Genomic DNA, 11,712 nt, shown 5'->3' with positions numbered 1-11,712 from the left:
TCCTTCAGTAGCGGTTTACAGCTTGCAGCCGCGGGCGGGGTCGGCCAGGTCTTTGACGGCGATGCCGATGGAAACGTTCTGGTTGCCCTTGACTTCACGCAGGTAGAAATCCTGAATGGGATTGCCGGCCTTGGACAGCTTGAACGTGCCGCGCGGGCTGTCGATGGTGGCGCCGCCCATGGCAGCGCGCATGGCGTCCTTCTTGCTGACGTCGCCCTTGACGGCATTGAGGCCTGCAGCCAGGATTTGCGCCGCGTCGTAGCCTTGAACGGCGTAGACGTCTGGCGGCATCTTGGGATAGCTTTCGGCATAGTGGGCGCGGAAATCATTGTCGCGCTTGGTGTTCAGGCCGTCGGCGTAATGCAGCGTGGTGAGCAGGCCTTGGGCCGATTCGCCCTGCGCTTCCAGCGTACCGTCGGTCAGGAAGCCGCTGCCCAGCAAGGGCACGGTCTTGCGCAGGCCCGATGCGTAGTAGTCTTGCACGAACTTGACCGCGCCGCCGCCGGCAAAGAAGGTATAGACGGTGTCGGGCTTGAGGGCTGCGATTTCGGTCAGCAGCGGCTGGAATTCAACGTTCGGGAAGGGCAGGGTCAGGTGCTTGATGACCTTGCCGCCGTTCTTTTCAAAAGACTCTTTGAAGCCGTCGGTGGACTCTTTGCCTGCGGCGTAGTTCCAGGAAATGGTAACCGCTGTCTTGTAGCCTTTCTTGGCGGCGACTCCGCCCATGGCGAAGCCCGGCTGCCAGTTCGAGAACGAGCTGCGGAAAATATTCTTGCTGCACAGCGGGCCGGTAATGGCATCGGCGCCGGCGTTCGGGATGATGAGCGTGGTGTCGGAATCTTTGGCTGCCTTGGCCAGGGCCATGGCAACGCCCGAGTGCACGGTGCCGACCAGAATGTCGACTTGGTCGCGCTTGATCAGGCGGTTGGCGTTGTCCGGACCTTTGGAAGGATTGGATTCGTCGTCGACCTTGAAGTATTCGAGATCCTGGCCGGCCAGCTTGCCGCCTTGTTCCTTGACATACAGCTTGAAGCCATTTTCGATGGCTTCGCCCAGTGCCGCATAAGTGCCGCTATAGGGCAGCATGAAGCCGACTTTCACCGTGGCCGCGGCTGTGCCGGCCGCCAGAACAAGCGCAGTAGCGAGCGCGGTGCGAGTAAATACATGTTTCATCTGTCTCTCCTTGGTTTTCTGGAATGAACTGCTGGTGCTGAAAGTAACGCGTGAACGCGAAGTTGCTTAGATTTTATAAGCTTTTGATAAAATCGGTTACCGCGTTGGTTGTAGCTTGCGGTTGATCTTTGTGCGGCGAATGGCGGCAGTCGTCAATGATACAGAGCTTGGTTTGCGTGGCAATCCGTTTAATCCCTTGGATTTGATCCAGTGTGCCGTATTCGTCGTCGCGGCCTTGAATCGCCAGTATGGGGCAGCGAATCTTGGCAACGAACGACTCGATATTCCAGGCCCGGAATTGCGGGTTCAGCCAGATATCGTTCCAGGCCCAGAAAGTGGCATCGGGGTCCTGGTGATAGCGCTTGAATTTTTGCGGCAAATCTGTCGTCAGATAGGCCTGGCGCGCGCCTTCGATGCTGGCAATGGTCAGGTCTTCAATAAAGATGTGCGGTGCGGCAACGGCAATGGCCTTGACGTTGTCGGGATACATGGCCGCATACAGCAAGGCAATCGAGCCGCCGTCGCTGTGCCCGAACAATATGGGCTTTTCGTGTTCCATGCCCAAAGCCTTGAGCAGCGCGGGCAAGGCCTCCTGTGCCTGCGTATGCATATAGCTTACCGGCCATTTTTCGTCGTAGGGCCTGGGCGTGCTGGCTCCGTAGCCGTAGCGCGAAAACACCAGGCCGCGGCAACCGGCGGCGGCACAAACCTGCGCCGGCCAGTCTTTCCATAAGCTGACGGAACCCAGTCCTTCGTGCAGAAAGATCAGCAGGTCAGCGTCTGTTTTTTCAGGCGAAATGAACTGGCATTCGATGTCCAGCGCCCGCTCTTGTACCCGGACAGGAACCAGGCGAGTGGTGATGGTTTGCGGTTGCGCCATGGTCTTAGCTTTGCTGTTTCAGCTGCCGCAGGCGAAAACGCTGGATCTTGCCGGTGGCGGTTTTAGGCAGTTCGTCGATAAAGTGTATGGTGCGCGGATACTTGAACGGCGCCAACTGCGATTTGACGTAGGCTTGCAGTTCGGTCTGGATGCCGATGTCGGGCATATTGCCAGTGCGCAATACGACATAGGCGGTGGTCTTGATGAGACCGTCGGCGTCGGCTACGCCGATCACGGCGGCCTCCAGTACGGCTTCGTGCTGGATCAGGATGTTCTCGACCTCTACCGGCGAAACATATTGGCCGCTTACCTTGATCATGTCGTCGCTGCGTCCGGCGTAGGTGTAGTAGCCTTCGGCGTCGCATTCGTATTTGTCGCCGCTTTTCAGCCAAGAACCCAGGAAGGTATCGCGAGTCTTGGTACGGTTGTTCCAGTACATCAGCGCGGCGCTGGGGCCTTTTATGTACAGGTCGCCGATGGTGCCGGTGGGTACTGCCACGCCATGTTCGTCGCGCAGCTCCACTTCATAGCCGGGTACAGGCTTGCCGGTGGTGCCATAGTGCACGCTGCCCGCCTGGTTAGAGATGAAGATGTGCAGCATTTCGGTCGAACCGATGCCATCCAGGATTTCGCAGCCGAAATGATTCGTGAAGCGATCGCCCAGGTCTTTGGGCAGGGCTTCGCCCGCCGAGGCGCAGACCCGCATCGCCACTTGGTCTTTGGCGGGCAGGTCGGGCGAAGCCAGCATGCTGGCGTACAAGGTGGGAACGCCGCAATATACCGTGGGCTTGTGTTCGACCAGGCGCTTGAATACCGCGGCCGGCGTCGGGCGCTCGCCCATCAGCACCGTGGTGGCGCCCACCGACAGCGGAAAGGTCAGGCCATTGCCCAGGCCGTAGGCGAAAAACAGCTTGGCGGCTGAAAAGACGATGTCCTCTTCGCGTACGCCCAGGACGGGCTTGCCGTAGAGCTCGGCCGTATACCAGAGGTTGCCGTGGCTGTGAACCACGCCCTTGGGCTGTCCGGTCGAGCCGGAAGAGTACAGCCAGAAGGCGATTTCGTCGGCCAGTGTGGCGACGGCCGGCACCGGCGCGGCTTGCGTCAGTTCAGTTTCGAAGTCCAGCATGCCCTGCGGCAGGGACTCGCCCGGTTCCGAAATGACAATGTGCCTGATTTCGTTGTCCGGAGCGATGGCCATGGCGCTTTGCAGATTGGTCAGCAGCGGGGCGGAGATGAAGGCCGCCTGGCAGCGGCTGTGCTCCATGATGTAGGCGTAATCGTCAGGCGTAAGCAGTGTGTTGATGGCGACGGGAACGACACCGGCATGCAGGGCGCCCAGAAACACGACAGGCCAGTCTATGGTGTCGTGCATCAGCAGCAGCACGCGCTCTTCGCGGCGCACCCCCAGCTTGTGCAGCAGTCCGGCGAACTGGGCTACACGCTGGGCCAACTGCGCATAGGTCAGCGCGCGATGGTCGTCGATGTAAGCCAGCTTTGATCCGCGTGCGGCATTGGCCTGGGTCAGGTAAGCCGCATAGTTGAGTTTTGCGGGGCAAGTTTGCATGGGGTGTCTCCAAGGATGAGCGGTTCGCAGCGTTCGCGTTTTTATTCTGCGTTCTGGATAAGGCGGTTCAGGATGTCGGGTGAGGCCTGAATGGCCGCGGTGCGATGGTAGAACTTGAGGGCACGCAGGCCGCCCAGTTCTTCGCCGCCGCCGGCGCGCCCCGGGCCGCCGTGGTTGGACTGGGGCATGGCGTTGCCGTGTCCGGTCTGTACCTTGGCGACTTCCGTATTGACCAGGTGAACGCGGCCGTGGCTTTCCGCCAGGCGGATGGCGGCCTGCGCCATGAACTGCGGGTCTTCGCTATAAACCGATGCGACCAGCGAGCCCATGCCGCGGCGGACAAGCTCGAAGGCGTGCTCGGTGTCGCGATAAGGCATAAGCGTTGCGACTGGGCCGAATACCTCGACCTGATGAACCAGCGGATTGGTGTCGGGATCTTTGGCGCCGAACAGCATGGGCGCGACGCAGGCGCTGCCCGCTTCGGCCTGTATGGTGATCTCGGTGCTGCCGTTGAACAGAATTTCGCAGTGGTGCGACAGCTGGGCGATGCCGGCGAGGATGGCTTCGTGCTGCTGGCGGCTGACCAGGCTGCCCATGCGAACCTCGGGTTTGCGCGGGTCGCCCACGGTAATGGTCTTGAGCTTGGCCGCAATGGCGCCGGCAATGGCTTCGTAGCGCGATTCAGGCACAAAGATGCGGCGTATGGCCGTGCATTTCTGGCCCGACTTTATCGTTAGTTCGCGTACCACTTCGCGCACCAGGAGGTCGGCGGCGGCGTCGCTGTCATCGGGCCCCAGGAGAGCGCTGTTGACGCTGTCGGTCTCCGCATTGAAGCGCACGCCGTCATGCTGAATGCGGCGGTGGCCGCGCAGCGAGGCGGCGGTATCGGCCGACCCCGTGAACGACACCATGTCCAGCGCGTTCAGTGCATCGAGCAAGCCTTCGGGGCGCCCGCAAACAATGCTCAGGGCGCCTGCAGGAAGTATGTTGGCTTCGATGACGTCCTTGACCATTTCGTGCGTCAGCCAAGCGGTGGCGCTGGCTGGCTTGACGACGATGGGCACGCCCGATAACAGGGCCGGCGCGGCCTTTTCCCAGAGGCCCCACGAAGGGAAGTTGAAAGCGTTGATCAGCAGGGCCACGCCGCGGGCCGGCACCTCGATGTGCTGGCTTGCGAACGCGTTGTCGCGCGCCAGGCCTTGCGATTCGCCTTCCAGGTGCACATGCGCGGGCAGTTTGCCGCCCAGCTTGGCGTAGTAGGAAAGAGTGTAGATGGCGCCGTCGACATCCACCGCGGTATCGTTTTGTACGGTGCCCGAGTTTTGCAGCGAGATGTCGTAATACTTGTCGCGGTTGTCTTGCAGCACCTGGCCGATCTGCTTGAGCAGCGCGGCGCGTTCGGCGTAGCTGAGAGCACGCAGCGCGGTACCGCCTTGTGTACGCGCCCAGTCGTAGCAGGCCGCCATGTCCAGGCCCCCGGCATCGACGCTGGCCAGGGCGGTGCCCAGGACTGGATCGTAAAGGGTGGTGCCCGGGCCGGTGCCTTCTTGCCATTGGCCTTGGGTGTAGTTTGCAAGTTTGATCATGATCTCTGCTTTAGGTAGTGCGCCAGCGTCCCGAGCCGCGTGGCGGAAATGGCCGGCGGCGTTGCCGCATAAGGTGCTGTCGTTGTGCCGCGGGGTTGGGCGTTAAGGCTGGGACTTCGCCGCTTGCCGCGTGAATTCGATTTGTCCTTGGGGAAGCAGGTAAAGAACCAGCGCCTCGCCTCCGGTTACCGTGGGGCTGTGGGCCGTGTCGGGTCCGTAGACCAGCCAGCCGCCCGGATGGCCGTCAAAACAGGCATCTTTGTCCAGCGGCATGATGAGGTCGATTTCGCCGTTGGGATGGCGGTGGTGGGGGCCTGCCAGGTTGTTCATCTGTACGACGTCGACAGAAAACCCGCCCAGTTCGCCGGACGGCTTGACGACCCGCCCGTAGCGGACGCCGCCGCCTTCGTATTGGCACATCCAGCCTTCGCGCACGCCTTGCCTGCAGGCGTCGAAGATTTGTTGGTAGACGGGGCCTTCGAACGGAAATTGTTGATTCAGGGACGCCTGCAAGTCTTTGTCGAGCTTGCGATCCCCTATGTACTGGGTGACAGTCTGGATAAGATGTTGAAATGTCTCGATAGTCATGTGTGGCCCTGTATTCTGTTTTCCATCCGGTCCGCGCTGCCAGACTACAGCTATGATGTGCCTGGGCGGTGCCATGGGGAATGGATGTTCAGCGGCTTTTCAACCATGGCCGGGCCTGTGGGCGCCGGAAATAATTGTTAACGATTGCCTGCTGAATGAACCTGAAAATTAGTTCTTTTCTTTCGTACTGTCAAGCATTATAATGCATGCTCATTGAATTTTGGGGTTTTCTTTAGTGGAAAACAAGACACTCGATTCAACTGCCGCCGTCGCGGCGGGCGCCGGTGCAGACCGCGATCCCTACCTGATTTCGCTGGGCGAAAACGTGCGGCGCCTGCGCGCCCGGCGCGGCATGACGCGCAAGGAGCTTGCCCGCGCCGCCAGTGTCTCCGAGCGTCATCTGGCCAATCTCGAACGCGGCATCGGCAATGTGTCCATCCTGGTGCTGCTGCAAATCGCCCAGGCGTTCAATTGCGTGCTTGCCGAATTGGTGGGCGACATCACGACCTCCAGCCCCGAATGGCTGCTCATCCGCGAACTGCTGCAAAATCGAACCGAAAAAGAACTGCAGGCGGCGCGTGAAACCTTGTCCAACCTGTTTGTCGGCAACGCCGCGGCCAATGGCGGCCGCAATAAGCTGCGGCAGATTGCCCTTATCGGCTTGCGCGGCGCCGGTAAATCTTCGCTGGGCCGGCTATTGGCGGCCGAGATCGGTTATCCTTTTGTGGAACTGAGCAGCGAGATCGAACGCGTGGCCGGTTGCGGCATTCTTGAAATCCACAGCCTGTACGGCCCGACAGCCTATCGCCGCTACGAGCGGCGGGCCCTAGAAGAGGCCCTGCAGCTTTATCCCGAAATGGTGCTGGCTACGCCCGGCGGCCTTGTTTCCGAACCTGCCACCATGAATGTCATGCTGGCGCATTGTTATACCGTGTGGGTCAGGGCCACCCCCGAAGACCATATGGCGCGCGTTATGGCGCAAGGAGACTTCCGGCCCATGGCCGGCAACAACGAGGCCATGGCCGACCTCAAGCGCATTCTTGCCAGTCGCGAGGCGTTTTACTCCAAGGCCGATTATGTTTGCTCCACCAGCGAGCGCAGTCTGGCCGAATGCGTCGACGAATTAAGCGCGCACATCCGGCAAGCTGCGGAATTAAGCTACGGATAATCACTATAAAAAAATGTTGTCTCAAGGCGCAAAGGGCGCAAGTTGACTGAAGTGCCTGCGGGGCTCGCGCTGTAGTCAAAAAAAATGCATCAAAATGCATTTTGTAGTTGACGGCGTATTTTCGATGCATTATTATGCATCATCTTCTGTTTGATGCACTATCGTTCAGGTTAAAGAAAATTTTGGAGACCATCCTCATGAATCAACCCGCCACTCGCGTCGACTTCCGTACCGATCCCAGCCAGTACAAGCATTGGGCCCTGTCTTTTGATGGCGCTGTCGCCACGCTTGCCATGGATGTCTCCGAGGACGGCGGTTTGCGGCCCGGCTACAAGCTCAAGCTGAACTCGTACGACCTGGGCGTCGACATCGAACTGCACGATGCACTTCAGCGCATACGCTTCGAGCATCCTGAAGTTCGCACCGTTGTCGTAACCAGCATGAAAGACCGTATTTTCTGTTCGGGCGCCAATATTTTCATGCTGGGCTTGTCCAGCCATTCCTGGAAGGTCAACTTCTGCAAGTTCACAAACGAAACCCGCAACGGCATTGAAGATTCCAGCCGCTACAGCGGCCTGAAGTTCGTCGCTGCGCTGAACGGCGCCTGCGCTGGCGGCGGCTACGAGCTGGCCCTGGCTTGCGACGAAATTCTGTTGATCGACGATCGCTCGTCGGCGGTGTCGCTGCCCGAAGTGCCGCTGCTGGGCGTATTGCCGGGCACCGGCGGCCTGACCCGCGTTACCGACAAGCGCAAAGTGCGCCACGACCACGCCGACATTTTCTGCACCCTGGTTGAAGGCGTGCGCGGCCAGCGCGCCAAAGACTGGCGCCTGGTCGACGACCTGGTCAAGCCGGCGCAGTTTGCCGAAAGCATCAAGAAGCGCGCGATCGAACTGGGCGAGGGCAGCACGCGCCCCACCGGCGCGAAGGGTGTTGCATTGACGCCTATCAAGCGCGTCGATGGCGAAAACAGCATCGGCTATAAATATGTCGAAGTCCAGATCGACCGTGAACGCCGCCTGGCAAACTGGACAATTCGCGCTCCCGAAACCGACACCCCCGACAGCGTCGACGCCATCCTGGCCCAGGGCGACGCCTGGTGGCCGCTGCAAATGGCGCGCGAACTCGATGATGCCATTCTTGAAATGCGCACCAACGAACTCGATATCGGCACATGGGTATTCAAGACCCAGGGCGATGCGGCCAAAGTATTGGCGGCGGACGCCAGCCTGCAAAAATTCGGCGACAACTGGTTTGTCCGCGAAACCACGGGCATGTTGCGCCGTACGCTGGCGCGCCTGGACGTGACCTCGCGCTCCTTGTTCGCCTTGGTCGAACCCGGCTCCTGCTTTGTCGGAACGCTGCTTGAAGTGGCCTTGGCTTGCGACCGTACTTTCATGCTGGACGACCCCGACGCCGATCAGCCCGCGCAAATTGCAAGCAACGAACTCAACTTTGGCGCCTACCCTCTGGTCAACGGCCAAACCCGCATTCAACGCCGGTTCTACGAAGAAGTGCCCGCCATCGAAGCTGTGCGCGCCGCAGCCGGCAAGATGCTGGACGCCAATGAAGCGGAATCCGTTGGGTTGATTACATTTGCAATCGACAGCCTGGATTGGGACGACGAGGTGCGCATGGTGCTGGAAGAGCGTTCCGCGCTTTCTCCCGATGCGCTTACCGGCCTTGAAGCCAATCTGCGCTTCGGTCCTAAAGAATCCATGGAAACCCGCATTTTCGGCCGCCTCACGGCATGGCAGAACTGGATCTTCTATCGTCCCAACGCATCGGGCGAGAAAGGGGCTCTTAAGTTGTACGGCAAGGGCGAAAAGGCCGATTTCGATATGAATCGCGTTTAAGTCGTTTGTTTAAACACCCAGAATTTACCTAAGGAGTCATCGAGATGTCCGGTATCAATTATTCAGAAAAAATCCCCAACAACGTCAACTTGTCGGGCGACCGCGCCTTGCAGCGCGCCCTGGAGCACTGGCAGCCCAACTACCTGCAATGGTGGCAGGACATGGGCCCGGAAGGCTCGCAGAACATGGACGTGTATTTGCGCACGGCCATCAGCGTGCAGCCTGACGGCTGGGCCAACTTCGGCCACGTCAAAATGCCCGACTACCGCTGGGGCATTTTCCTGACCCCGCAGGATGGCGAGCGCAAAATGCACTTCGGCGAAAACATTGGCAAGGATGTCTGGCAAGAAGCGCCGGGCGAGCACCGCGCCAACCTGCGCCGCATCATCGTGACCCAGGGCGACACCGAGCCCGCATCGGTCGAGCAGCAGCGCCACCTGGGCCTGACGGCCCCATCGATGTACGACTTGCGCAACTTGTTCCAGGTCAACGTCGAAGAAGGCCGCCACCTGTGGGCCATGGTTTACCTGTTGCACCGCTATTTCGGCCGCGACGGCCGCGAAGAAGCCGATGCACTGTTGCAGCGCAACTCGGGCAGCGAAGACAGCCCTCGCATTCTGGGCGCCTTCAACGAGAAGACCCCGGACTGGCTGGCCTTCTATATGTTCACCTACTTCACCGACCGCGACGGCAAGTTCCAGCTTAGCGCGCTGTCGGAGTCGGGCTTCGACCCATTGGCCCGCACGACCAAGTTCATGCTTACCGAAGAAGCGCACCACATGTTCGTGGGCGAGTCGGGCGTATCGCGTGTGGTGCAGCGTACCGCCGACGCCATGAACGAGCTCAAGACCGAAGACCCGGCCGTCCTGCGTGCCGCCGGCGTGATCGATCTGCCTACCATCCAGCGTTACCTGAACTTCCATTACAGCGTCACGATCGACCTGTTCGGCGCCGACCAGTCGTCCAACGCCGCCATCTTCTACAGCTCGGGCCTGAAAGGCCGCTACGAAGAAGGCAAGCGCACGGACGATCACCAGCTCAAGAACGAAACGTACCGCGTGCTGGAAGTCAACAACGGCCAATTGCGCGAAATCGAAGTGCCCATGCTCAATGCCTTGAACGAAGTGCTGCGCGATGACTTCATCCGCGACTCGGTGGGTGGGGTTGCGCGCTGGAACAAGGTTCTGGAAAAACGCGGCATTGCCTTCCGCCTACAGGTGCCGCACAAGGCGTTCAACCGCCAGATCGGTACACTGGCGGGTATCAAGGTTTCGCCCGAAGGCCATGTGCTGACCGAAGACCAATGGAAGGCCCACGAACATGAATGGCTGCCTTCGGCCGAAGATCGCGCATTCGTTGCGTCGCTCATGGGCCGTGTGGTCGAGCCAGGCAAGTTCGCCAACTGGATCGCGCCTCCGGTCATTGGCATCAACCGCCAGCCGGTAGACTTTGAATATATTCGCTTTAACTAAGATAATTACATAGCGCTGTAATTATCCCCGCCTTGCGGCGGGATGCGAACTGGGCGGCGCCATAGCCGCCCGTTTGCGCTTAGGCGCGCTTGCGATGAGGATTCGGGCAGCAAGGAGGCCTTGAAATGACTGAAACAGCGATAGCAACACCAGTAATGAAACAACACCTGATCGATCCCGAGATCTGCATTCGCTGCAATACGTGCGAAGAGGCTTGCCCGATCGACGCCATTACGCACGACGAAAACAACTATGTTGTGGATCCCAGCATCTGCAATATGTGCATGAAATGCGTGCCGCCCTGTCCGACGGGCGCCATCGACAACTGGATCCAGGTGCTGACCAGCGAAGCCTATTCCAAGGACGACCAGTTCAGCTGGGATGTTCTGCCCGAAGAAAAAGAATTGCCGGCCGAACTGCTGCACCAGGACGACGCGGCTGAGTCCGCGCCCGAGACAGGGCGCACCCCGCTTGCAGCGGACCAAAGCGACGTCGACAGCCTGGAAGGCGTGCCCTCGACCGACGCGGGCGCAAGCATTCCGCCTTGGTCGGCGGTTCATCCTTACGTCAATATGTACACCCACAAGAATGTGGCCACGGCCACGGTGGTGGGCAACTACCGGGTTACCGACGACGATACCGAAAGCGATATTCATCATATTGTGCTGGACTTCGGCACCTTGCCGTTTCCTGTGCTGGAAGGGCAGTCCATTGCCATCTTCCCGCCCGGAACCGACGCCAAAGGCCGTGCCTATCATGCACGCCAGTATTCCATCGCCAGCCCGCGCGACGGCGAACGGCCCAAATACAATAACTTGTCCATAACGGTCAAGCGCGTTACCGCCGACTACGACAACAATCCGGTCAACGGCGTATGCTCCAACTACCTGTGCGATCTTCAAAAGAACGACACGGTCAAGGTCATCGGGCCCTACGGCAACACTTTCCTCATGCCCAACCTGGCGCATGCCAATATCATCATGATCTGCACCGGCACGGGCTCCGCACCCATGCGGGCCATGACCGAACGCTGCCGCCGCCTGACCAAGAACCGCGAATACAACGGCAAGCTCATGCTGTTTTTCGGCGCCCGCACCCAGCGCGAACTGCCGTATTTCGGGCCTCTTATGAACCTGCCCAAGGACTTCATCGACATCAACCTGGCGCTGTCGCGCCAGCCCGATCAGCCCAAGCGCTATGTGCAGGACGTTCTGCGCGATCGCGCCGCCGACATCCTGAAGCTGCTTGACGAAACCGAGACCTATATTTATGTCTGCGGCCTGAAAGGCATGGAAGTAGGCGTCATCGAAGCGCTGCGCGACGTGGTTGAAGGCAGCGGTAAGAAGTGGCCCGAAGTCCATGCCCAGCTTAAATCCCAGGGCCGGCTGCACTTCGAGACCTATTGACGACGCGCTAATGTAGTAG

General features: G+C 59.8%; 9 protein-coding genes. 4 read left to right on the top strand and 5 right to left on the bottom strand.

Features of this window, described 5'->3' with window-relative positions; translation table 11 throughout:
* Positions 1–15 precede the first annotated feature (15 nt).
* The 5 genes from DFR37_RS11420 to DFR37_RS11400 form a co-directional block, all read right to left on the bottom strand.
* The gene (locus DFR37_RS11420; RefSeq protein ID WP_113933360.1) at positions 16–1,173 is read right to left on the bottom strand and encodes an ABC transporter substrate-binding protein; all 1,158 of its coding nucleotides are present in this window, start codon (positions 1,171–1,173) and stop codon (positions 16–18) included.
* Between the two features lie 73 nt (positions 1,174–1,246).
* The gene (locus tag DFR37_RS11415; protein ID WP_113933359.1) at positions 1,247–2,053 is read right to left on the bottom strand and encodes an alpha/beta fold hydrolase; all 807 of its coding nucleotides are present in this window, start codon (positions 2,051–2,053) and stop codon (positions 1,247–1,249) included.
* A gap of 4 nt (positions 2,054–2,057) precedes the next feature.
* A complete protein-coding gene (locus tag DFR37_RS11410; protein ID WP_113933358.1) occupies positions 2,058–3,617 on the bottom strand; it encodes a benzoate-CoA ligase family protein in 1,560 nt (519 codons plus the stop codon).
* Positions 3,618–3,658: 41 nt separating this feature from the next.
* On the bottom strand, positions 3,659–5,203 hold the full coding sequence (locus tag DFR37_RS11405) for a 3,4-dehydroadipyl-CoA semialdehyde dehydrogenase (RefSeq protein ID WP_113933357.1): 1,545 nt from the start codon (positions 5,201–5,203) through the stop codon (positions 3,659–3,661).
* Positions 5,204–5,305: 102 nt separating this feature from the next.
* Positions 5,306–5,791: a DUF4863 family protein gene (locus tag DFR37_RS11400; protein ID WP_113933356.1), complete on the bottom strand. Its 486-nt coding sequence runs from the start codon at positions 5,789–5,791 to the stop codon at positions 5,306–5,308.
* Between the two features lie 304 nt (positions 5,792–6,095).
* Between DFR37_RS11400 and DFR37_RS11395 the strand changes: the two genes are divergently transcribed.
* The 4 genes from DFR37_RS11395 to boxA all read left to right on the top strand — a co-directional run bounded on the left by DFR37_RS11395 (position 6,096) and on the right by boxA (position 11,693).
* Entirely contained in the window at positions 6,096–6,959 is an 864-nt protein-coding gene (locus DFR37_RS11395) for a helix-turn-helix transcriptional regulator (RefSeq protein WP_244960366.1), read from the top strand.
* Positions 6,960–7,156: 197 nt separating this feature from the next.
* Entirely contained in the window at positions 7,157–8,815 is a 1,659-nt protein-coding gene (gene boxC, locus DFR37_RS11390; protein WP_113933354.1) for a 2,3-epoxybenzoyl-CoA dihydrolase, read from the top strand.
* 44 nt (positions 8,816–8,859) lie between these two features.
* On the top strand, positions 8,860–10,287 hold the full coding sequence (gene boxB / locus DFR37_RS11385; protein ID WP_113933353.1) for a benzoyl-CoA 2,3-epoxidase subunit BoxB: 1,428 nt from the start codon (positions 8,860–8,862) through the stop codon (positions 10,285–10,287).
* 125 nt (positions 10,288–10,412) lie between these two features.
* The gene (gene boxA, locus DFR37_RS11380) at positions 10,413–11,693 is read left to right on the top strand and encodes a benzoyl-CoA 2,3-epoxidase subunit BoxA (RefSeq protein WP_113933352.1); all 1,281 of its coding nucleotides are present in this window, start codon (positions 10,413–10,415) and stop codon (positions 11,691–11,693) included.
* The last annotated feature ends 19 nt before the right edge of the window (positions 11,694–11,712 follow it).

Source organism: Eoetvoesiella caeni (assembly GCF_003315175.1).
Classification (GTDB): Bacteria; Pseudomonadota; Gammaproteobacteria; order Burkholderiales; family Burkholderiaceae_B; genus Eoetvoesia; species Eoetvoesia caeni.
This window is presented reverse-complemented; position numbering and strand designations above follow the sequence as displayed.

Coding starts and splice junctions, on each gene's coding strand:
- DFR37_RS11420 (WP_113933360.1), bottom strand. CDS start 1,173: ATGAAACATGTATTTACTCGCACCGCGCTCGCTACTGCGCTTGTTCTG.
- DFR37_RS11415 (WP_113933359.1), bottom strand. CDS start 2,053: ATGGCGCAACCGCAAACCATCACCACTCGCCTGGTTCCTGTCCGGGTA.
- DFR37_RS11410 (WP_113933358.1), bottom strand. CDS start 3,617: ATGCAAACTTGCCCCGCAAAACTCAACTATGCGGCTTACCTGACCCAG.
- DFR37_RS11405 (WP_113933357.1), bottom strand. CDS start 5,203: ATGATCAAACTTGCAAACTACACCCAAGGCCAATGGCAAGAAGGCACC.
- DFR37_RS11400 (WP_113933356.1), bottom strand. CDS start 5,791: ATGACTATCGAGACATTTCAACATCTTATCCAGACTGTCACCCAGTAC.
- boxC (WP_113933354.1), top strand. CDS start 7,157: ATGAATCAACCCGCCACTCGCGTCGACTTCCGTACCGATCCCAGCCAG.
- boxB (WP_113933353.1), top strand. CDS start 8,860: ATGTCCGGTATCAATTATTCAGAAAAAATCCCCAACAACGTCAACTTG.
- boxA (WP_113933352.1), top strand. CDS start 10,413: ATGACTGAAACAGCGATAGCAACACCAGTAATGAAACAACACCTGATC.